The sequence below is a fragment of the Kitasatospora sp. NPDC043950 genome, assembly GCF_056435345.1.
Genome location: NZ_JBWKER010000010.1, coordinates 143,517 through 164,499, shown reverse-complemented (window position 1 = coordinate 164,499; position 20,983 = coordinate 143,517). Strand labels below are relative to the sequence as shown.

Here is a 20,983-nt window from a genome sequence, read left to right as displayed (position 1 = left end):
CCGCCGACGTCTGCGTACAGCGGCCGCTGAGTCACCCTCACTCGAAACGAAGCAGGAGCCTCCCCATGACCGACAACCCCGAGCAGGACTACGACCCGGGCGACGTGGCCGTCATCGGCATGTCCCTGCGGGCGCCCGGAGCCCGCACCAAGGAGCAGTTCTGGGACAACCTCGTCCACGGCCGGGAGTCCGTGTCGTTCCTGGCCAAGGACGACATCCACGTCGACGAGACCCTGATCCACAGCCCGTTCTACGTGCGGGCCTGCGGCGTGCTCGACACGTACGACAAGTTCGACCCGTCGGTGTTCGGCATCAGCGACCGGATGGCGGCCGCGATGACCCCGGAGAACCGGCTGTTCCTGGAGAGCGCCTGGGAGACGCTGGAGGACGGCGGCTACGACCCGGACCGGCTCAGGGCCGAGATCGGCATGTACGGCGCCAACAACCCGCAGACCGCCGCGCTCTACAGCTCCCCGCCGGACCGGGTGTCGGTCGGCCCCGAGGCGATCGAGGCCAGCCTGGCGTGGTCGCCGGACACCATGACCTCCAACGCGCTGTACTACATGGGGCTCATCGGTGAGGCCGTCACCGTCGCCGCCGTCTGCGCGGGCTTCCACTACGCGGTCCACCTGGCCTGTCAGTCGTTGCTGCTCGGCCAGACCGACCTGGCGATCGCCGGCGGCGCGATGGTCCGCCTGCCGCACCCGCGCGGCCACCTGTGGGAGGAGAACCGCATCCTGTCGAAGGACGGCCACTGCCGCCCGTTCGACGCCAACGGCACCGGCACCGCGCTGTCCAGCGGGGTCGTCACCGTGCTGCTGAAGCCGCTGGGCCACGCCGTCGCCGACCGCGACCACATCTACGCCGTGGTCAAGGGCTCGGCCGTCAACAACAACGGCGTCAGCGCGATGGCGTACGGCCTGGCCCAGCCCGAGCGGCTGAGCGCCTGCATCGCCAACGCCATGGAGGTCGGCGGCGTCACCCCGGACACGGTGTCCATGTACGAGGCCAACGGCCTCGGCCTGCCGATGACCGACGAGCTCGAAGTGCACGCGGCGACCATGGCGTTCGGGAAGCAGACCGCGACCACCTCGATCGGCGGGGTCAAGGGCAACGTCGGCCACGGCGGCGTGGTCTCGGGCGGCTTCGGCGCGATCAAGGCCGCGCTGGCGCTGCACCACAAGACGCTCCCGGCGACGATCAACCTGACCGAGGTCAACCAGGACCTCGACTTCCCCAGCACCCCCTTCGTGCCGCAGATCGAAGGGGCGCACTGGGAGCCGGAGGCCGGCATCCGCCGCGCGGGCATCACCTCGATCGGTGGCGGCGGCTACAACGCGCACCTGCTGCTGGAGGAGGCCCCGACGGCCGCCGGACGCGCCCCCGAGGACGAGGGCCGGCCGCGGCTGGCCACCCTGTCCGCCCTGGACGACGACGCGCTGGCCCGCCAGCGCGCGCGGCTCAAGGACCGGCTGGAGGCCGACCCCGACCTGCGCCTGGACGACGTCTGCTTCAGCCTCAACCTCGGCCGCAAGGTGATGGCCCGCCGGTGGGCGGCCGTGGTCCGCAGCCGCGCGGAGCTGATCGCGGCGCTGTCCGACGACGCCGTCCGCGGCCCCGCCACCACGACCGCCGCCGCCCCGCAGGCGGACCCGGGCTCCTTCTCCCGCTTCTCCCGCAACGACAACGGGATCGTGCCGTCAGGCCAGGACGCGCGGGCGCTGTCCGAGCTGGCCGCCGCCTGGGTGACCGGCCAGCAGGTGGACTTCGAAGCCCTGCACCTGGGGGAGGCCAGTCGCCGCGTGCCGCTGCCCACCTACCCGTTCCAGCCGCGCCGGTTCTGGCGCACGGACTGGTGACCATGAGCACGCCGGCACTGGACACCGTGGACCTGGGCGACCCGGCCACCTTCGCGGACCACGACCTCGACGGGTTCTGGCGCACCCTGCGGAACACCGCCCCGATGCACTGGAACCCGCCCGTCGACGGCCGCCGGGGGTTCTGGGTGCTCTCCCGCCACGACGACATCATGGCTACCTACCGGGACAACGCGAACTTCACGTCCGAGCGCGGCAACGTGCTCGTCACGCTCCTGGAGGGCGGCGACGCCGGGGCCGGCCGGATGCTGGCCGTCACCGACGGGCCCCGGCACCACGAACTGCGCAAGATCCTCCAGCGGGTGCTCTCGCCGAGGGTGCTCGACGAGGTCGCGCGGACGGTCCGGGTCAACACCCGGCAGTGGATCCGCGAGGCCGTCGAGTCCGGCGGCTGCGAGTTCGCGGAGGAGATCGCCGGCCGGATCCCGATGACCACGATCTCGAACCTGCTCGGCGTGCCCGAGCAGGACCGGGACTACCTGCTCGCCCTGACCAAGACCGCGCTGTCGGCCGAGGACGAGGACGTCGACGAGGTCGACTCCGAGATGGCCCGCAACGAGATCCTGATGTACTTCCTGGACGTCGTCGAGGAGCGGCGCGAGTCCCCGGGCGACGACGTGATCAGCATGCTGATCGGCAGCTCCATCGACGGTGTGCCGCTGTCCGACGAGGACGTCGTGCTCAACTGCTACAGCCTGATCATCGGCGGCGACGAGACCAGCCGGCTGACGATGATCGACTGCGTCCACACGCTCGCCGCCAGGCCCGAGCAGTGGCGGCGGTTCAAGCACGGCGAGGTCGCGGTCGAGACCGCCGTGGACGAGGTGCTGCGCTGGGCCTCTCCCACGATGCACTTCGGGCGCAGCGCCGTACGGGAGACCGAACTGCACGGCGTACGGCTGCGCCCGGGCGACATCGTCACGCTCTGGCACGCCTCCGGCAACCGGGACGAACGGGTCTTCGCGCGGCCCGGGGTGTTCGACCTCGGCCGCACCCCCAACAAGCACCTGGCCTTCGGCTACGGCCCGCACTTCTGCGTCGGCTCGTACCTGGCCAAGGTGGAGATCGCCGAACTGCTCACGGCCCTGCGGGACTTCACCACCGGGTTCGAGCAGACCGAGGAGGCGCTGCGGATCCGGTCCAACTTCCTGACCGGGTTCTCCACGATGCCGGTGCGGTTCGAGCCCGACCACCGCGGACTGAAAGAGGTCGACTGATCCGGATGAACATCTACATGTCAGGACAAGGGGGATTCGCGGTCGCGGTCGCGGAAGCCCTGTCGGACGACGGGCACAAGATCGTCGGCGCAGCCGCCCCCCGGCTGCGCAAGGGGAAGTCCGACGAGGGCGACGCGATGTGCTGGGACCGCCTGCGCTCCTGGGCGTACCACAAGGACGTCCCGTGGACGGACTCGGCCGAACTGCGCGCGCGGCACATCCCGGACGGGGTGGACATCATCGTCGCCGCGCACTCGCACGCCTTCCTCGGCCGCCAGACCCGCGCCCGGGCCGCCGTCGCCACCATCGGGTACCACCCCAGCCTGCTGCCGCTGCACCGCGGCCGGGACGCCATCCGGTGGACGATCCGCGACGGCGACAAGGTGACGGGCGGAAGCGTCTACCACCTCACCGAGCGCACGGACGCGGGCCCGCTCGCCGCCCAGGAGCACCTGTTCGTGCCTCCGGGCTCGACCGCGCAGAGCCTGTGGCGCGACCACCTGGCGCCGCTCGGCGTGCGACTGCTCCTGAAGGTGGTCGCCGACCTCACCGCGGACCGGCGGATCGAGGTTCCGCAGGACGAGAAGCTGGCCACCTGGGAGCCCGCGATGGGCGCGCCACCGCTGTTCAAGCCCGAACTCATCGCGCTGCCCGGAACGGTGCAGGTCGACAGCAGCAAGTGGGCCCTGCACGAAGGGTGACGGCCAAGTGGCCTCTGGAACCGGTGCCCCGCACACCACACGTGTGCGGGGCACCGGGCCGGTGGGTGAACCCGGCACCGGACTGGACGCCGAGTCCGTCGTCGGAACTCGACAGCGTGAACGTGTACACCAGGGACGGCGATTCCGAGCGCCCCCCGCGTACCTCTGCACCTTCACCGCGAAGGAGTCCCGACCATGCGGAAGTTCATCATCGACCTGGCCGAACGCACCGTCGCCACCTACGCCGTGGCGTTCCTCGGCCTGCTGCTGGCGGACGGATTCGACCTGACGTCGATCGGCGCGTTCAAGGCGGCGGCCGTGGCGGCACTGCCGGCCGCGCTGGCCGTGGTCAAGGGAGTGGCCGCGACCTTCGTCGGCGACCCGAACTCGGCCGCCCTGCTGGCCCGCCCCCACGACTGACCGGCCCGGCCCGGGTGCGCCAAGCCGGGAACTCCCCCTGGCGAACGGCCGCGGCAAAGGCGCCCCATACGGCGGCGGGGAAGGCGACAAAGCCTGCCCGCTCCAGGTGCTGGACGTCCTCGCCGCCGAGCGTGACGGTCATGAAATGCGGACTGGGCTGCTCGCTTCCCTGCACGGTCAACGACAGCATCCGCCGCTTGCGCGGGCGCTGGATCCGGGAGGCCACCGCTACCTCCACCGGGGACGGGACTTGAGCGTCACCGTGGTCATGCGACCACTGTCGGCGCGACGCTCTGCGCGAGACCACCGGTAAACTGACGCCCGATGCCGACAACCCGCCATACTTCACCGCTGCCCGCCGATGCAGACGAGGAGATCCTGAAAGGCGGTGCCTGGCTGCCGCACGGCTTTCAGCTCGATCCACACAGCCACGTCCACGGTCAGCTGGTCTACGCCGCCGCCGGCGCCTTGGTCACGGCGACGGAGCGCGGCACGTGGGTCGCCCCGGCGGACCGGATCACCTGGACGCCTCCGCGCTTTGCCCACTCGCACCGCTTCTACGGGCAGACCGACGTACGGCTGGTGTCCGTCCCACTCGACTTGTGCGCCGTGCTCATCGATCACCCCAGCGTCTTCGCGGTAAGCCCGTTGCTGCGCGAGGCCCTTCTGGCGCTCACCGACGAGCCAGAACGGCGGCCTGGCGCCCACCGGCGCCTGCTCGCCGTGATCGTGGACGAGTTGGCCGACGCCGCCGAGACCTCCCTCCACCTTCCCGAAGCGAGCGACGACCGGCTGCGCGCCGCCACCGACCTGCTGCGCGCGGACCCCGCCCGGCCTTGCACCCTGGCCGAGCTCGGCCAGGCGGTGGGAGCCAGCGAGCGCACGCTCAGCCGCCTGTTCCACGCCGAGCTGAGCATGAGCTTCCACCGCTGGCGGACCACGCTGCGCATCCACCACGCCTTGGCGCACCTGACCGACGGGATGACGGTGACGGAGACCACGGTCGCGTGCGGATGGTCCAATCCGTCCACCTTCATCGACGCCTTCACCGAAGTCGTCGGCCAGACCCCCGGCCGCTATCAGGCCGGCCTGCGCTTCCACGCGCGCTAGCCCCCACCCGGGCGGTTCGCGCTGGTCAGGTGCACAGCGCGCGACGCCAGAGCCAGCTTGGCGGGTTTCCGGTATCGGGTGTCGACTTACCAGTGGTTCGCGGCCCGCCGGGTCTTCCATAGTGGACAGCGAGCGAGCGCCGGCCCTCCGACCTCACGGCCGCCGCCGCGACGTACGCGCTCGGCGCGTACCGACCACTGCACGGATCATGAAGGGCTCGCACGCATGACTGAGACACACGACGACACGGCCGTCGTCATCATCGGGGCCGGCGTCGCCGGTCTGACTCTCGGCAACTTCCTGCTGCGCAACGGCGTCGACTGCGTCGTGCTGGAGAAGCACCCTCGCGCCTACGTCGAGAAGCGCCAGCGCGCCGGAACGATCGACACCTTCGGCGTGCGCCTCCTCCGCGAATGGGGCCTGGAGGAGGTCCTCGCAGGCGACCCCATCCCGTACAGCGAGGGCGGCTTCTACATCGACGGCCACGCGATGCCGATCGACGTGGACGAGGACAACAACGAGAGCCTGTACTGCCCGCAGCAGGTCCTGGTGCGCAACCTCACCGAGGTCTTCCTCCGCGAGGGCGGTGACCTGCGCTACGAAGCCGCAGACGTCACCCTGGAAAACCTCACCCAGGGCCACCCCGTGGTGCGCTACCGGGACGCCGACGGTGCGGCGCGAGCCGTCGACTGCGACTTCATCGCCGGCTGCGACGGCTTCCACGGCGTCTCCCGCCGCTCCATCCCCGCCTCCGCGCTGACCGAGTACTCCCACGAGTACGGCTACTCCTGGCTCAGCGTCCTGGCCGCCACCGAGACCAAGCCCTCGGGCATGGCGATCCACGAACTGGGACTGGCCGGGATGATCCCCCGCGGCCCCGAAGCCAGCCGGATCTACTTGCAGTGCGCGGTCGACGACACCCCCGAGCAGTGGCCGGACGAGCGGATCTGGAGCGAGCTGGAGGCCCGCTTCGGCACGCCGCCCTCGCGCGGGCAGATCCTGTCCAAGCAGATCGTTCCGCTGCGCAGTGTGGTGTTCGACCCGATGAGCTACGGCAGCCTCTACCTCCTGGGCGACGCCGCGCACATCGTGCCGCCGATGAGCGCCAAGGGCATCCACCTCGCTCTGCACGACACCGAGGTCTTCGCCCGCGCAGTGATCCGCCACGCCAAGGAGGGCGACTCCGGCCTCCTCGACAGCTACTCGCAGACCTGCCTGCCACACATCTGGAACTACCAGGCGTTCGCCACGTGGATCACCGACACCATGCACAACGCGGGCTTCACCGGCTACGAGGGCGAGTTCAAGAAGCAGATCGCCCGCGCCGAGCTCCAGCGCCAGTTCGCCTCCGAGTTGGCAAACAAACTGTTCAGCGAGCTGACCGCCGGCACCAACTAGGGCGTGAAGGTCCGGGTCGGGGCGCGGGGGAGGAGCCGCGCGCCCGCGACACGCAGGGAACGCTACGTCGACGAACGGGCCCTTCCCGATAATGCAGGGGCCGCGCCCCCGGGCCGCGCACGTCCCCGTTCCCAGGAAGGCGCACGACCATGGAAGGCTCCTCCTCGACCGCGCTGGCCGACATCGCGACCATCCTGCTGATCGGACTCGCCCTGTCGCCGCTGCGCACCCGCCTGCGCCAACCGGTGGTGGTCGGCGAGATCGCGGTCGGGGTGATCCTGGGGCCGAGCGTCCTCGGGCTGCTGCCGGGCGACCTCCCGCACGTCCTCTTCCCGCCCCAGGTCCGTGAGCACCTCTCGGTGATCGCCCAACTGGGCATCGCGCTCTTCATGTTCGCCGTCGGCTGGGAACTCGACCTGAAGCAGCTGAACGGGCGGGTCCGCACCGTGGTGGCGGTCACTGCGGCGTCCGTCGCCGTGCCCTTCGCCCTCGCGGTCGCCCTGGCCGCCGTCCTCGCGGCCAGGTGGCCCCGCCTCATCGGTACGGAGACGTCCCCCGTGCTGCTGGCCGTGTTCCTGGGCATCGCGCTGTCCGCCAGCGCGCTGTCGGTGCTCGCGCGCATCGTGGGGGAGAACCAGCTGCAGGCGACCCGCACCGGGGCCATGGCCACGGCCTGCGGGGCGCTCACCGAGATCACCGCCTGGTGCGGCGTCGCCTGCATCGCCTCCGTGGCCCGGAGTGGCGGCTCGGACCACGTCCTCCTCTCGCTCGCCGAACTCGCCTGCTACGCGGCGGCGATGGCCTTCGTGATCCGCCCGCTGCTGCGGCGCCTGCTGCGCCGGCCGGTCCGCGCCGACGGACATCCCCTGCTCGTCCTGCTGACCCTCGGCAGCGGGATCCTGCTGTCCGCGTGGACCACCTCGTGGCTCGGCATGCACGCCGTGATCGGCGCCTTCGCCTTCGGACTGGCCATGCCGCGCGACGCCGCCGAGGAACTGCGGCACGCCGTCGAGGCGCCGATGCGCCACGCGGGGGCGCTGCTGGTGCCGGTCTTCTTCGCGCTCACCGGGCTGTCCGTGGACATCGGCGGGCTGGGTTCCGGAAGCCTGGTCGCGGTGGTGGTGTTCCTGGTCGTCACGTGGGGCGGCAAGTTCGCCGGCGCCAGACTGGGTGCCCGGCTGATCGGCGTGCCGCGCGGTGAGGCCACGACCGTGGCGGTCCTGCTCAACACCAAGGGCCTCGGCGAGGTCCTCATCCTGACGCTGGGCCGTGACCTCGGCATCATCGGCGACCGGCTGTTCACCGTTCTCCTCGTCACCGCCTTCGCCGCGACCCTGCCCGTCAACCCGCTCGTGCGGCGCCTCATCCGCGCTCCTGACGCCCGTCCCGGGACCGGGCCGGTCGCTCTGCCCCGTCAACAGCAGGACGCCGCCGCGAGATCGGGCATCGAGGAGGCCAGCGGCGCGTGACGCACCGTGAGACCGGAGCACCGGCGGGGTGGAGACTTCCTGCGCCTGTCTGACCGGCATCACCGCTGAGATGACCTCCGGTGTCTCAATGAAGTCTCATTATTAGCTGTTGCCTGGCGGCCGTTCTCGTGTCTCCGGCTGCGTCGGCAGGTGGCGGTAGACCGTCGCCCGGGAGACTCCGAGTGCCGCCGCGATCTGCTCCGCGGTGCGGCCGGCCGCGTGCAGGCGCCGGGCGGTGTCGACCATCGCCGGGCTCATCGCGCTCGGTCGGCCGCGCCGCTCACCGCCGACGCGCCCGGGGCCGGCGGCGGGCGGTTCGGGGCCGTCCAGCAGCCGGTGCACCCCGGCCAGGACGCAGGCGCGCAGGTCCTCGGGCGGGGCGTCGGCGAGCAGGATCACCGGGTCGGAGAGCATGGCGATCGTCTGGGCGGCGCGCACCCGGGCGACGAAGTCCGGGTGGGGCCCCGCCACCAGGACGTTCGCGCGCATCATCCCGTCGCGGAAGCGCGTGAAGCCCGGGCCCGAGAGGCCCGGCGCCGCGTCGTACAGGCTCATCCGCAGCAGGTCGCGGTGGCGCAGCCAGACGTCGAGCAGCCCCTCGATCGCCGCCCAGCGGACTGCGGCCGGATCCGGCGGGCCGGTGGGCGCCAGCGCGGCGTCCAGGTCGTCCAGCATCGGTTCGATCAGCGCGCCGAGGATGTCCGCCTTGCTGGGGAAGTGGTACAGCACCGCGGCCTTCGTCACGTCCACCCGCTCGGCGATCCCGCGTACCGAGGTGGCGTGGTAGCCGTGCGCGGCGAACTCCTCCAGGGCCACCGCAAGGATCCGTGCCCGGGTGTCGGGGTTCTCGGCAGTCATACGGGGAGCCTAGTCGCTGCCCCTTGCCTGACCAGCGGTCAGGGCGTAGCGTCGAATTACTGACCGATGGTCAGTCCGGGAGCGCCGACGCGACCGCTGACCGGCGACGGCTGCCGCGAGTCGGCCTGACCGCGATCAGGCGATGACACGCGATCAGGCGATGACAGAAGGAGCGTCCATGAACGCCTCGACCAAGACGGCCGATCGCACCGTGCTGATCTCCGGGGCCGGCATCGCCGGACCGACGCTCGCCCACTGGCTGGCCCGCCACGGCTTCCAGCCGACCGTGGTCGAGCGGGCTGCGGCCGTGCGCTCCAGCGGCAGCCCGGTCGATGTCGCCGGTCGCGCGATGGAGGTCGCCGAGCGGATGGGGATCAGGGACCGCCTCCGTGCGGCCGCCACCCAGGTGACCGGTGTGGGCTTCTACAACGGCGCGGGCCGCCGGGTGGGCAGGATCGACCTGCGGGGCCTGTCGGGCGCGGCCCGGGCCGACACGGTCGAGCTGCCGCGCGGCGATCTCGCCGCGATCGTCCACGAAGCGAGCCGGGACGACGCCGAGTTCGTGTTCGGCGACTCGATCGCGAGCCTGAGCCAGGACGAGGCGGGTGTCGACGTCACCTTCGAGTACGGCCGCCCCCGCCGCTTCGCCCTGGTGGTCGGCGCCGACGGCCTGCACTCCGCCGTCCGCCGGCTGGCCTTCGGCCCGGAGTCCGGGTTCGTCCGCCACCTGGGGATGTACGTGGCCACCATGCCGTTGGCCGGGGCGGCGGGCGACCTGCGGGAAGTGGCGATCCACAACGCGCCGGGCCGTGCTCTCTGCGTGCATCCCGGATGCGGCAGGCCGTTGGCCGCGTTCATGGTCCGGTCCGCCGCCGTGCCGGACTTCGACCACCGCGACACCGAGCAGCACCGGCGACTGCTGACCGCCGCGTTCGCCGGGATGGGCTGGCGCGCGCCCGAGGTGCTGGCGCAGGTGCGCGAGAGCGAGGAACTGTACTTCGACGCGGTGAGCCAGGTCCGGCTGCCGCAGTGGTCGCGGGGCCGGGTCACGCTGCTCGGCGACGCCGCGTCCTGCGTGTCGCTCTTCGGCGGCGGCTCCAGCCTGGCCATGGCGGGCGCCTACAGCCTGGCCGATGCCCTGGCCGCCGATCCCGCCGACCACCGCGCGGCCCTGGCCCGCTACGAGGCCGCGCACCGGGGGCTGGTGGACCAGGCCCGGCAGTCCGTACGAGCGGCCTTCGCGCTGCTCGTCCCGGCCGGCCGCGGCGGCATCCTGGCCAGGAACCTGGCCACTCGGCTGTCGCCGGTCGTGCTCGCGACAGCCCGGGCCGGGAGTGTGCTCAAGTCCCGTGCCACACGCGGGGATTACTCATGACTGGGCCCGATCTTCCTTCGTTCGGCCGGCTGCGCGCAGGCGGCATCGTACGAGTGGACATCGCAGGCCGCCTGGCCGTCGTCGACCACTTCGAGGACGCCGTCACCACCATGGCGGCAGCCGGTGTGAACCGTTCGTGGGGGACCGGCCGTATCCACCGGTGAGGTGGCGACCGGGCGATGTCGCCCAGTCAGCTCGTGCCTGGTGCGGCCGTGTTGGCGGGGGCGGCGGTGTCACGGCGCGGAACCGTGCGGCACCGCGCGTCATGTCCCGGAAAGCTCGTCACCGGCCCTCGCTGCCCATCGATTTCGGAGAAACTCCTTTGCGCAACAGCAGGTTCACCTCGGTCCTCCTGGCCGGCGTCACGACGCTGGCGGCCCTCGCCGTCGGCGTCGGCCCGGCGGTCGCCGCCCCGTCCGAGCCGGTCGACGTGCCGTCCGACCCGGCCGCCGTCACCGCCTTCCCGGACGCCTTCCCGGGCGCCTTCCCGGGCGACCAGGACGTCGAGGTCTTCGCCGAGGACGGCGCCATCAGCCGGACCAAGGTCCCTTCGGCGTCCCCCTTCGTCGCCGAGCAGTCCATGAGCGTGGACGCCGCCGGGGCCGCTGCCGGGGACGGCGCCGTCACGAAGGTCGTCAACAACGGGAGCACGGACAGCAAGCTGGACGTGGTCATGATCGGCGACGGCTACACGGCCTCGGAGCAGGACAAGTTCCGCAAGGACGCCGCGGCGAAGTGGAAGGACATCAGCGCCGTCGAGCCCTACGCCACCTACCGCAAGCTGTTCAACGTGTGGGCCGTGGGCGCGGTCTCCGCACAGTCGGGGGTCTCCGGGGACCCGAAGCAGAACACCGTCCGCAAGACCGCCCTCGGCTCGCACTTCTGGTGCAACTCCATCGAGCGGCTGCTGTGCGTGGACGTCAAGGCCGTCGATGCCTACGCCGCGAAGGCCCCGCAGGCCGACCTCGTGATCGTCGTCGCCAACACCGCCAAGTACGGCGGCGCCGGCTACGGCAGCACCCAGTCGCCGCTCGGGTACGAGGGCATCGCCACCGTGGCGGGCGGCAACGGCGCGTCCGGGCAGATAGCGGTGCACGAGACCGGCCACTCGCTGGGCAAGCTCGCGGACGAGTACTGGGCCGACGGGGCGGGGCCCTACCAGGGCGCGGAGCCCGGGCAGCCCAACATCACCACCCTGAGCGCCGACCGGATGCGCCAGGACAAGACCAAGTGGTACCGCTGGCTCGGCAAGACCTCGCCCGACGGCGGCAAGGTCGGTGCCTACCAGGGCGCCAGCAACTACCCGTCCGGCCTCAACCGGCCGACCGACAACTCGGTGATGCGCTCGCTCGGCCGTGAGTTCAACCTCCCCGGCCGCGAGGCGATGATCGCCGGCTTCTACCGGCGCGCCTCCACCCTCTCCAGCGCCACGCCCGTCACCACCCGGCTGACCGCGACCGACCGCCTCACCGTCGACCTCCCGGTCTCCGGCACCAAGCTGCGGTGGTACCTCGACGGCAAGGAGGTGACGGCCCTGCGCGACCGCAAGACGATCGCCGTCTCCGACCTCGGCCCCACCGGCCCTAAGCCCGCCGCCCACGAGCTCAAGGCCGTCGCGAACGACCCCACCTCGGCCGTCATCGACCCGGCCCTGACCTCGGCGCTGACCCGCAGCCTGGTCTGGAGCGTCACCCGCTGACCACGGGGCGTGGCCCGTCGTGCCCGGCCCGTCGTGTCCGGCCCCTCCTGCCCGGCCGGGACGGGAGGGGCCGCGCCCACGGCGGAAGCCGCACCGGCCGGAGGTCGCCCCGGCCGGGCCCGCACCGGCAGGGGCCCGCGAGGCCCGGCCGGTGCTCGGCCCGGCCTTCATGCCGACGGCGATCTACCATGGCTGGGAAGGCTTCGTCTCCAAGCCCGCGCCACAGCGGCGGGGAGGTCGGCATGGCGTTCGACACGACGGGGTTCGAGCAGGCGGACAGCGGCCGGTACCTGCCGATCTCTGAGCACGGCCTGATCGGCGACCTCCGGACGACCGCCCTGGTCGGCACGAACGGCACCATCGACTGGTACTGCTGTCCGCGCTTCGACGCGCCCAGCGTGTTCGGGGCCATCCTCGACGCGGACCGGGGCGGATCGTTCGAGCTGGCCGCGGACGTCCCGACCCGCACCCGGCAGTTCTACTTCCCCGACACGAACGTGCTGATCACGCGCTTCTTCGCCGCGGACGGCGTGGCGGAGATCCAGGACTTCATGCCCGTGGCCGACGAGTCGCCCGAGGTCGCCCGGCACCGGCTGATCCGCCGGCTGGTCTGCGTCCGGGGAATCCTCCCGTTCCGGGCGCGGATCGCCCCGCGCTTCGGCTACGGCGCCGAGGCGCACACCGTGTCCCTCGAAGGCCACGTCGCGGTCTTCCGCTCCCCGTCGCTCACCCTCGCGCTGACCGCCACCGCGCCGCTGGAGACCGACGGACTGGACGTGTGGTCGCACTTCAAGCTCCTGGAGGGCGACTCCGTCGTGTTCGCCCTCGACCAGATCGGCGACGACGTCCCGGCCCGGTCGTGTCCGCGCGCCGAGGCGGAGGAGCAGTTCGAGGCGACCGTCCGGTTCTGGCGCCACTGGCTGGCCGGGTCGCGCTACCAGGGGCGGTGGCGGGAGATGGTCCACCGCTCCGCCCTGCTGCTCAAGCTGCTCACCTACGCGCCGACCGGCGCGATCGTCGCCGCACCCACCACCAGCCTGCCCGAGCAGGTCGGCGGCGAGCGCAACTGGGACTACCGGTACATGTGGGTCCGCGACGCCGCCTTCTGCGTCTACGCCATGCTGCGCCTCGGGTTCACCTCGGAGGCCGAGGCGTTCATGGGCTTCCTCTTCGAGCGCATGCGCGACACCGCCGCGAACGGCCCGTTGCAGATCATGTACGGCATCGACGGGCGCACCGAGCTGCCCGAGTACGCGCTGCCGCACCTGGAGGGCCACCTGGGCTCCGCACCCGTCCGGGTCGGCAACGCCGCCACCGGCCAGCTCCAGCTGGACATCTACGGAGCCATGATCGACTCCATCTACCTGTACGACAAGTGGGGGCAGCCGATCAGCAGCGACGGCTGGGAGGACGTCGGCATGGTGGCGGACTGGCTCTGCGACCACTGGGACCAGCCCGACGAGGGCATCTGGGAGACCCGCGGGGGCCGCAGGAACTACGTGTACTCGCGGTTGATGTGCTGGGTGGCGCTGGAGCGGGCGATCCGGATGGCGAACCGCCGCGGCCTGCCGGCCGACCTGCCCCGCTGGCGGCAGACCCGGGACGCGATCTACCACCAGATCATGCGGCGCGGCTGGTCGAGCGAGCTGGGCGCGTTCGTCCAGTCCCTGGACGACGGCGAGCTGGACGCCTCGCTGCTGATGATGCCGATGGCCAAATTCATCTCGCCCACCGACCCCAAGTGGCTCTCCACCCTGGACGCGCTCACCAAGGGCCTGGTCTCCGACTCCCTGGTCTACCGCTACAACCCGGCCACCAGCCCGGACGGCCTGAGCGGCTCGGAGGGCACCTTCTCGATCTGCTCCTTCTGGTACGTGGAGGCACTGGCCCGCGCCGGCCGCCTGGAGGAGGCCCGGCTCGCCTTCGAGAAGATGCTCACCTACGCCAACCACCTCGGGCTGTTCGCCGAGGAGATCGGCCCGACCGGCGAGCAACTCGGCAACTTCCCGCAGGCCTTCACTCACCTGTCGCTGATCAGCGCGGCCTTCAACCTCGACCGCGCGCTGGGCTGAGATTGCGTCAATTCGGCTGGATCCAGCCCCTGTTCGGCTCCCTTTCTGCTGCTGTCCGGCTCCCGTCCGGTTCCCGTTCGGCTCCCGTCCGGTTCCCGTTCGGCGGGAACGAGCAGGTCGCGGATGAGCTGAGGTGAATGGCGACATCTTGTCGGCTCACATCCGTTGACGGCCCCAGGTGGCACTGCAATGCTCATGACCAAACCTGCGCAACATCTGAGCAGTGCCATCACCCTGTCATCACGGAAAGGGTCCAACCCTCATGCGCCGTACCGCTGTTGTCATGATGACCACGCTGCTGGCCTCCGCCGCGGCACTCACCGTCCCCGCCACCGCCCAGGCCGCATCCGCCGCCGCGCGCCAAGCTGCGCCCGCCACCGCCCAGGCGGAGCAGTCGAGTTCGGGCGCGTCGCTGGCCGGCGGGTGTAACGCCATCGCCACCGGCGGCGGCCAGGTCATCGGAACCTGTACGGACATCAGCCCCCTGCAGATCTGGCGCGTGCAGGCGCAGTGCCAGTACTACGTCAACCACACCGGCCCGTACATGCGCATGGCGATCGGCGGAGCCGTCGTCGGCAGCGGGATGAGCACCGCCATGTGCAACTTCGGCGACACCGTCATGTTCCCGCAGGTCGTCTTCCTCGGGACGGTGCCGCCGCCGGTCTCCGGGCCGCAGGGCCAGATCAGCGGCTACGCGAGCAAGTGCATCGACGTCCAGGGCCGCGAGAACAAGAACGGCACCGCGGTCCAGATCTACGACTGCAACGGCACGAACGCCCAGAAGTGGACCGTCGGGGTGGACGGGACGCTGCGCGCCCTGGGCAAGTGCATGGACGTGCAGGGCGGCGGCACCGCCAACCACACCATGATCCAGCTCTACGACTGCAACGGCGGCGGCGCCCAGCAGTGGAAGGCCCAGTCCGACGGCTCGCTGCTCAACCCGCAGTCCGGCCGCTGCCTGGACGACCTGGGCTTCGCCACCAACAACGGCAACCAGCTCGGCATCTGGGACTGCAACGGCGCCGACAACCAGAAGTGGAACCTCCCGCACTGATCCCCCACCCCTCGGCCCGGCCGTGATCTCCCCCACGGCCGGCCCGACGGGGCCCCTCGAATCCCACCTCCGGAGCCACGGGGTCCGGAAGCTGGATTCCCGCTGACAGCTCGGCTGCTGGTGGCCGGTGGTCCCGTTGTGCGGCATACCGCACAACGGGACCACCTCTTGTCGGCCACAAATAGTCTCGCCTATAAGCCAGTTGCCCACGCTGGCGACGGGGGTGTCATACCCCGACCTGGAGGTCGACACCTTTCCGAAGGAGAAAGAAGCACGCGTTCGATTGAGCCCGTGTGGGCACCATGGCGGTTTCCGAAGACCCGGATGTCTCCCCAGAGATCACGCCATGGGCCCGAATCTGGGCCCATGACTGACCGAGCACCAGAACCAGCGGGATACGACGGCATGCCCCAAGGTCAACCGGGCGTTCCCGTCGACCAAGGACCACGCGAACGTGGCACACGGGACGAAGGAGCAGCACCAGAAAGTCCTGGCCTCCACCGACGACGGCATCCCCCCCAACTGCCGGGAGGGCCGGGAGCCGTCGCCCAGGTAGCGAGCCGACCAAGATCCCCCTGATGCCGACAAACCCCACCCGGAGGCGCGAGGCGGAAACGGCCTGCGGGCCGGGGAGCCGGGCCTGGAGCGATCCCCGCGAGCGCGGGGCCGACCTGGTCGAGGAGCTGAGGGTGCCGGTCGAGCTGGAGCGATCCCCGCGAGCGCGGGGCCGACCGGCGCCGTCTCCCCCCGCCGCTTCTTCGGCCGGAGCAATCCCCGCGAGCGCGGGGCCGACGAGCTGGCCGCACTCACCGAGGCCGCCGGCCGCGAGCAATCCCCGCGAGCGCGGGGCCGACGCCGTGCCCTCCGGCAGGTCCGGACGCCACAAGGAGCAATCCCCGCGAGCGCGGGGCCGACTAGACGCGCCGGTCGGTCAGTGCGGTGCCCCAGGAGCAATCCCCGCGAGCGCGGGGCCGACATGTGGGCAACCACCGAGTTCGTTCCCGGCGCGGAGCAATCCCCGCGAGCGCGGGGCCGACACTTCCTGACCTGCGGCGATTCGTGTCAGGGACCGTCAGTTGATTCAGTTCGATTAGGCAGGCGGCGCGTGACGGACTTCATGCCTCTTCCTCTCGACGAGACCAGCTTCCGGTGGTCACCGGTGTGATGGGCTGGTCTCCCGAACCATCCCCGCGAGCGCGGGGCCGAGCTCTCCCAGGCCGTCCCCTTGGCCTTGTTCGGGGAACAATCCCCGCGTGTGCGGGGCCGACACCGCGGCCTTCGCCTTGATGGTGCCGAAGGTGGAGTAATCCCCGCGACAGTGGGGCCGACCCGTGCCACTGAACCGGCACTGATGCTAGCGGAGAGCAACCCCCGCGAGCGCGAGGCCGACTGCTGCTGAACGAGGAGGCGCGCCGCGTCACAGTTCTGCAGATCATCAGCCTCTCCTGACCGGCTGCGCAGCCGTGTCCTGGCCTACGCAGGGAGGGCTTGGGTGGACGCGTCCCCGAAGCAATGACGTGCGGCGTGGTCTGTACCAATGATTGCAGCGGCCATTGCCGATCTGGCTCGCCACTGCGCCTGGCGGCGCCCAATCACCGTGTGGCCGCGATTGCATCTCCACAGGTCAGGGTGCCTGTCGAGGCGTCGCCGTCAGTGCGCGCCGCGCACTCACTCAGGCGGGTGAACCCCAGGTCACAACCTGGTCATGTCGATTGCGAGAATCGCAACGCGACTGTACGGTCGCAGCATGGATGCCGGACTGATTGAACGCGTGCGTCAGGTCATCGGCTCAACGGGTGAGACCCAGGCCGTCATGGCGGAGCGCATCGGAATCTCCCCAGACAAGCTGTCGAAGTCGCTTGGCGGGAAACGCCGCTTCACCTCCCTCGAACTAGCGCTGATCGCCGATTTCGGCGGCAGAACCGTTGACTGGCTGCTGCGCGGCGTCGAGCCGCGCTCGGCGCTCGGCGCCGCCGCGCGGAAGGCGGGCGCCTGCGAGCACACCACCGACGAAGTGCGCACACTCCTGGGCCGGTACGAGCAGGTGATCGACGCCTTGGCGCGGATCGGGAGTGACCTGCCGAGGCGCGCCCACAACCGCCCAGAGGGAATCGACGGCACACAGCTCGCCCAGGCCGCCCTGGAAGCAGTGGGAACCGACCCCTGGACCCTCTCGACCCAGAACCTCGCCTCAAGCTTCGAGCAGGCCTTCGACGTGGAGATCGCGGGCGTCGATCTTCCCGACAAGCTGGACGGCCTGTCCTGGTCGACCGACAGCTTCGACCTCATCCTCGTTGCCAAAACCAATGTGTGGACACGCCAGCGGTTCACCCTTGCCCACGAACTCGGCCATATCCTCGCCGGCGACGCGCATGACGAGGCAGTCGTCGAGAAGGTGCAACCGGGCCGGTCGACCACCGCGATGGAAGTGCAGGCGAACGCGTTCGCCGCAGAGTTCCTCATGCCGCGTACCACTGTTCTGGCCGACGCCCGGGACCGAACGGCCGGCGGTGACCTGGTGGCGGAGCTGGCCTGGAAGTACCGCGTGTCGCCGAGCGCGATGGCAACCCGGTTGAAGGTGTTGGGAGTCCTGACTGCCGATCAGCGCAGGCAGTGGGGAGCGATGTTGACAGCCGACGGCGCCAGGATCGCCGGCGCCGCGGGGGCCCTGGAGCAACACATGGTCAACACCGAGCGCAGCCAACGTGGTTGGCATCCTCGACGACTAACAGAGCTGGCAATCAAGGCTTATGCTTCGGGTGATACGACAGTCCGGCCGCTGGCAGCCCTCCTGGACCTCGACCCGGACGTGCTCCTGGACCTCCTGGAGCCCGCCCAGCTCGAGCCTGAGCAGCAGCAGGCGGCACCGTCCGATCCCGGAACGGAGCTCGCGTTCAGCCCATGATCATCTGCTTTCCCGACAACACGGTCCTGTGCAACTTCGCGTCCGTCTCCAGGCTCGACATCCTGGAAAACGTACTGAGCGGCCGGGGTCGATGGACGGAAGCAGTGGCGTACGAAGCCAAGCGATCATCTCGATTTCTGCCGGCCCTGGACCCACCTGACGTCTCCCGCTGGCTGGGGGATCCGATCGAAGTCGACGACCCCGAGGCCGTGGAGCGGATTCGACAGGGTGTGTTCTTCGGCAGCCCGTCGGATCCGCTCAAGCATCTCGGGGAGTCCGAGACCCTGCACGTCATCAGCACCCGGGTGGAGTTCAAAGAGGCCACGTGGATCAGCGACGACAAGGCGTCGCTGGACCTCGCGCGACACAGAGGGATCCCGACGATGCGGACCAAGGACGTGATGGCGGTGGCGTGCGTCGGGTTCATCGTCTCGAAGCAGGAGGGGTTCGCCCTTCTCCAGCGAATGGTGACGAACGGTCAGTCCATACGGCTGCCCGCCACCGCAGACGATCTGATGCGCTGAACACGCCGCTGCGCCCCACCTCGAGTCTCCGGGGTGGGGCGCAGCGGTGTCCGGCGTCGCCACGCCGAACACCCCGATCGGATCGCACGACAGTGGCTTCTTGAAGCCCTCGCAGGTGCGGGGCCGGTTGGGCCGCCGAGATCACCGGCCGGGGGATGCCAAGGAGCAATCCCCGCGCGCGGGGCCGACCAGGTTGCGATCATGCCCGCCGAGACGACGTCGGAGCAATCCCCGCGTGTGCGGGGCCGATTCGTCCTTGCCGGTCCTCGACGCCGAGTCGCTCGAGCAATCCCCGCGAGCGCGGGGCCGATAACAGGTCTTTCGAGTCGTAGACCGGCCAGGCGGAGCAATCCCCGCGAGCGCGGGGCCGATAGCATCCGCAGTGTCCCGTACCGGACCTCCCGGGAGCAATCCCCGCGAGCGCGGGGCCGATAACCCCCGCCCGGAGCTGGCCTTCCCCGCCGCCGAGCAATCCCCGCGAGCGCGGGGCCGATTTGGCCGTGGCCTCGTTGAGCTTGGTGCGGACGGAGCAATCCCCGCGAGCGCGGGGCCGATAGGAAGGCGAGAGCTTCCTTCTCCTTCTCGAAGGAGCAATCCCCGCGAGCGCGGGGCCGATCCCCGGGCACCACACTGCCGCGCCAGATCGACGGAGCAATCCCCGCGAGCGCGGGGCCGATATCGCCGCAGGGGCGGGCGACCAGCGCGCCGCGGAGCAATCCCCGCGAGCGCGGGGCCGATACTTCCTGACCTGCGGCGATTCGTGTCAGGGGCCGTCAGTAGATTCAGTTCGATTGGACAGGCGGCGTGTGAAGGATTTCATGTCTCTTCCCCTCGACGAGACCAGCTCCCGGTGGTCACCGGTGTGATGGTCTGGTCTCCTGAACCATCCCCGCGAGCACGGGGCCGAGCTCGCCCAAGCCGTCCCCTTGGCCTTGTTCGGGGAGCAACCCCCGCGTGTGCGGCGCCGACACCGCGTCCTTCGCCTTGATGGTGCCGAAGGTGGAGTAATCCCCGCGGGTGCGGGGCCGATGGCCGGGAGTTCGTTCAGCCAGCGGCACGCAGCGAGCGATCCCCGCGGGCGCGGGGCCGGTATGGCGTAGGTGGCGCTCAGAGTGTGCTCCCGGTTGGTCCCTTCGGGCTGCGGTGGGTCAATCCTGTCGAACGGATGCTCTATAAGTGGCGGCATATCGGTACAGACTTTTGATCACGATCCGGTCAGCATCAAGGGGTACCTGCCCCGTACCAACCCGACGAACAGCAGATCCGCGACCGGCGAGACGTCGGGGCCCGGATTCTCTCGCTCAGGCGACAGGCGGACCCCATGCAGGAGCGGCTTGGGGAGCGCGCCGGACTTGACCGGCGCACGATTGGGCGGATCGAGAACGGCCTCGCACCTGCGACGCTCGACCAACTCGGCGCCATCGCGCGGGCAATCGACGTGCCACTCTGGCGCCTGGTCCGCGACGAGTAGCCCTGGCCGGCCATCGGGCCGGTCAGGGCCTTGACCTGCTGCTACTCGTCTCGAAGCGGCTCCATGACGAACCCGAGCCGCGGGGGTACAGGCTCGCCGTCGGGACGTTCGAGCAATGGCCCGAAAGCTTCGAAGTCCTGCTGCCGGTAGCACGCGACCAGGTCTGCGTACCGCGGATCGATCCACTCCATCGGATGCCTCCTACTCGTGTGCCGGCAGCCTACGCGTTCCGAGTCCGCTATTCAGCGGGCTTGGTGCAGGGCTTCTCCGGTTTCTTCATCGGCCTGATTGAACAGCTGGGCGAGTGCTGACAGCTCGCCGCTACGGTCACCAGGCTGTCGTCCGTCGGCGGCCGCCACAGTTCCTGGTCGACCTCGAAGCCCGCCTCCCGGATGGCAGCTTGGGTCTGCTCCATGATGTCCTGGTCGAAGTTGCCCGGGTCGAATCCCGGGCTGTGGTGCACGAACCGGCCCTCGCGCTCGCATAACTCGGCGTACGCCTCGGTGTGGACGAGGAACGCGTGCCAGCCCTCGTCCACGATCCTGGACGGCGCCATGGCCAGGTGCGGGCGGCGGGCGCCCACAACCACGAACGCGATGGCTTCCCGGGTGATCCGGGTGGCCATCGCGACGTCCATGCCCTCGTTGTTGGAGAGCACGGTGGAGATGGCGGAGTCGAACGTCGCCGCGCTCACGAACTGCTCCGGAGCGGTCGGGGGCGGCGCCAGCGCCGGGGTGGGTTCGGGAATGATCATGGTAGTGCTCCTCTCGGTGTGTCGAGTGGTGCAACCTCCTGGGCTGACGTCGTCGTCAGGCCCGGGAGGAGGCGGAGGG

17 protein-coding genes and 1 CRISPR repeat array are annotated in these 20,983 nt (G+C 70.5%); of the genes, 15 read left to right on the top strand and 2 right to left on the bottom strand.

The window, feature by feature from the left end; genetic code table 11:
* The first annotated feature begins 65 nt into the window (after nt 1-65).
* From AC07BF_RS09700 to AC07BF_RS09670, 7 genes are all read left to right on the top strand, one after another.
* The gene (locus tag AC07BF_RS09700) at nt 66-1,859 is read left to right on the top strand and encodes a type I polyketide synthase (RefSeq protein WP_363633456.1); all 1,794 of its coding nucleotides are present in this window, start codon (nt 66-68) and stop codon (nt 1,857-1,859) included.
* Nucleotides 1,856-3,094 carry a cytochrome P450 gene (locus tag AC07BF_RS09695; protein ID WP_478333168.1) on the top strand — a complete coding sequence of 413 codons (1,239 nt, stop codon included), beginning with the start codon at nt 1,856-1,858 and terminating at the stop codon, nt 3,092-3,094. Before AC07BF_RS09700 ends, AC07BF_RS09695 begins: the two co-directional genes overlap by 4 nt.
* Nucleotides 3,095-3,099: 5 nt before the next feature.
* On the top strand, nt 3,100-3,795 hold the full coding sequence (locus AC07BF_RS09690; RefSeq protein ID WP_400802987.1) for a formyltransferase family protein: 696 nt from the start codon (nt 3,100-3,102) through the stop codon (nt 3,793-3,795).
* Between the two features lie 195 nt (nt 3,796-3,990).
* Entirely contained in the window at nt 3,991-4,215 is a 225-nt protein-coding gene (locus AC07BF_RS09685; RefSeq protein ID WP_350880880.1) for a holin, read from the top strand.
* 324 nt (nt 4,216-4,539) lie between these two features.
* A complete protein-coding gene (locus AC07BF_RS09680) occupies nt 4,540-5,325 on the top strand; it encodes an AraC family transcriptional regulator (RefSeq protein ID WP_363588785.1) in 786 nt (261 codons plus the stop codon).
* A 225-nt stretch (nt 5,326-5,550) separates the two neighbouring features.
* Nucleotides 5,551-6,723 carry a 4-hydroxybenzoate 3-monooxygenase gene (locus AC07BF_RS09675; protein ID WP_478333167.1) on the top strand — a complete coding sequence of 391 codons (1,173 nt, stop codon included), beginning with the start codon at nt 5,551-5,553 and terminating at the stop codon, nt 6,721-6,723.
* A 149-nt stretch (nt 6,724-6,872) separates the two neighbouring features.
* Entirely contained in the window at nt 6,873-8,192 is a 1,320-nt protein-coding gene (locus tag AC07BF_RS09670) for a cation:proton antiporter (RefSeq protein WP_363588781.1), read from the top strand.
* Nucleotides 8,193-8,294: 102 nt separating this feature from the next.
* On the opposite strand, the gene AC07BF_RS09665 is transcribed toward AC07BF_RS09670, so the two are convergent.
* Nucleotides 8,295-9,050 (bottom strand): TetR family transcriptional regulator, encoded by a 756-nt coding sequence (locus AC07BF_RS09665; protein ID WP_478333166.1) that lies wholly within the window; start codon nt 9,048-9,050, stop codon nt 8,295-8,297.
* Nucleotides 9,051-9,228: 178 nt separating this feature from the next.
* Between AC07BF_RS09665 and AC07BF_RS09660 the strand changes: the two genes are divergently transcribed.
* The 8 genes from AC07BF_RS09660 to AC07BF_RS09625 all read left to right on the top strand — a co-directional run bounded on the left by AC07BF_RS09660 (nt 9,229) and on the right by AC07BF_RS09625 (nt 20,150).
* Nucleotides 9,229-10,425 carry an FAD-dependent monooxygenase gene (locus AC07BF_RS09660; protein WP_363633463.1) on the top strand — a complete coding sequence of 399 codons (1,197 nt, stop codon included), beginning with the start codon at nt 9,229-9,231 and terminating at the stop codon, nt 10,423-10,425.
* A complete protein-coding gene (locus AC07BF_RS09655) occupies nt 10,422-10,589 on the top strand; it encodes a hypothetical protein (protein WP_363633465.1) in 168 nt (55 codons plus the stop codon). The genes AC07BF_RS09660 and AC07BF_RS09655 overlap by 4 nt, the downstream gene beginning before the upstream one ends.
* A gap of 158 nt (nt 10,590-10,747) precedes the next feature.
* Nucleotides 10,748-12,124: a M64 family metallopeptidase gene (locus AC07BF_RS09650; protein ID WP_478333165.1), complete on the top strand. Its 1,377-nt coding sequence runs from the start codon at nt 10,748-10,750 to the stop codon at nt 12,122-12,124.
* Between the two features lie 242 nt (nt 12,125-12,366).
* The gene (locus AC07BF_RS09645; protein ID WP_363588771.1) at nt 12,367-14,196 is read left to right on the top strand and encodes a glycoside hydrolase family 15 protein; all 1,830 of its coding nucleotides are present in this window, start codon (nt 12,367-12,369) and stop codon (nt 14,194-14,196) included.
* Nucleotides 14,197-14,479: 283 nt separating this feature from the next.
* Nucleotides 14,480-15,250 carry a ricin-type beta-trefoil lectin domain protein gene (locus AC07BF_RS09640; RefSeq protein WP_478333164.1) on the top strand — a complete coding sequence of 257 codons (771 nt, stop codon included), beginning with the start codon at nt 14,480-14,482 and terminating at the stop codon, nt 15,248-15,250.
* A 1,747-nt stretch (nt 15,251-16,997) separates the two neighbouring features.
* Nucleotides 16,998-18,155 carry a helix-turn-helix domain-containing protein gene (locus tag AC07BF_RS09635; protein ID WP_478333163.1) on the top strand — a complete coding sequence of 386 codons (1,158 nt, stop codon included), beginning with the start codon at nt 16,998-17,000 and terminating at the stop codon, nt 18,153-18,155.
* Entirely contained in the window at nt 18,152-18,679 is a 528-nt protein-coding gene (locus AC07BF_RS09630) for a hypothetical protein (RefSeq protein WP_478333162.1), read from the top strand. The genes AC07BF_RS09635 and AC07BF_RS09630 overlap by 4 nt, the downstream gene beginning before the upstream one ends.
* A 222-nt stretch (nt 18,680-18,901) precedes the next feature.
* A CRISPR array of direct repeats spans nt 18,902-19,417; the repeat unit is 28 nt; unit sequence GAGCAATCCCCGCGAGCGCGGGGCCGAT.
* 523 nt (nt 19,418-19,940) lie between these two features.
* On the top strand, nt 19,941-20,150 hold the full coding sequence (locus tag AC07BF_RS09625) for a helix-turn-helix domain-containing protein (RefSeq protein ID WP_478333173.1): 210 nt from the start codon (nt 19,941-19,943) through the stop codon (nt 20,148-20,150).
* A 238-nt stretch (nt 20,151-20,388) separates the two neighbouring features.
* Here AC07BF_RS09625 and AC07BF_RS09620 read toward each other — a convergent pair whose 3' ends face one another.
* Nucleotides 20,389-20,904, bottom strand: coding sequence for a glycine-rich domain-containing protein (locus tag AC07BF_RS09620; RefSeq protein WP_363631027.1), 516 nt, complete (start codon nt 20,902-20,904; stop codon nt 20,389-20,391).
* Nucleotides 20,905-20,983 lie beyond the last annotated feature (79 nt).

What these genes read in the sequence shown, in the direction of transcription:
- AC07BF_RS09685 (WP_350880880.1), top strand. Translation starts at nt 3,991, where the DNA reads ATGCGGAAGTTCATCATCGACCTGGCCGAACGCACCGTCGCCACCTAC.
- AC07BF_RS09690 (WP_400802987.1), top strand. Translation starts at nt 3,100, where the DNA reads ATGAACATCTACATGTCAGGACAAGGGGGATTCGCGGTCGCGGTCGCG.
- AC07BF_RS09645 (WP_363588771.1), top strand. Translation starts at nt 12,367, where the DNA reads ATGGCGTTCGACACGACGGGGTTCGAGCAGGCGGACAGCGGCCGGTAC.
- AC07BF_RS09630 (WP_478333162.1), top strand. Translation starts at nt 18,152, where the DNA reads ATGATCATCTGCTTTCCCGACAACACGGTCCTGTGCAACTTCGCGTCC.
- AC07BF_RS09670 (WP_363588781.1), top strand. Translation starts at nt 6,873, where the DNA reads ATGGAAGGCTCCTCCTCGACCGCGCTGGCCGACATCGCGACCATCCTG.
- AC07BF_RS09635 (WP_478333163.1), top strand. Translation starts at nt 16,998, where the DNA reads ATGGATGCCGGACTGATTGAACGCGTGCGTCAGGTCATCGGCTCAACG.
- AC07BF_RS09680 (WP_363588785.1), top strand. Translation starts at nt 4,540, where the DNA reads ATGCCGACAACCCGCCATACTTCACCGCTGCCCGCCGATGCAGACGAG.
- AC07BF_RS09660 (WP_363633463.1), top strand. Translation starts at nt 9,229, where the DNA reads ATGAACGCCTCGACCAAGACGGCCGATCGCACCGTGCTGATCTCCGGG.
- AC07BF_RS09665 (WP_478333166.1), bottom strand. Translation starts at nt 9,050, where the DNA reads ATGACTGCCGAGAACCCCGACACCCGGGCACGGATCCTTGCGGTGGCC.
- AC07BF_RS09675 (WP_478333167.1), top strand. Translation starts at nt 5,551, where the DNA reads ATGACTGAGACACACGACGACACGGCCGTCGTCATCATCGGGGCCGGC.
- AC07BF_RS09700 (WP_363633456.1), top strand. Translation starts at nt 66, where the DNA reads ATGACCGACAACCCCGAGCAGGACTACGACCCGGGCGACGTGGCCGTC.
- AC07BF_RS09655 (WP_363633465.1), top strand. Translation starts at nt 10,422, where the DNA reads ATGACTGGGCCCGATCTTCCTTCGTTCGGCCGGCTGCGCGCAGGCGGC.
- AC07BF_RS09640 (WP_478333164.1), top strand. Translation starts at nt 14,480, where the DNA reads ATGATGACCACGCTGCTGGCCTCCGCCGCGGCACTCACCGTCCCCGCC.
- AC07BF_RS09620 (WP_363631027.1), bottom strand. Translation starts at nt 20,904, where the DNA reads ATGATCATTCCCGAACCCACCCCGGCGCTGGCGCCGCCCCCGACCGCT.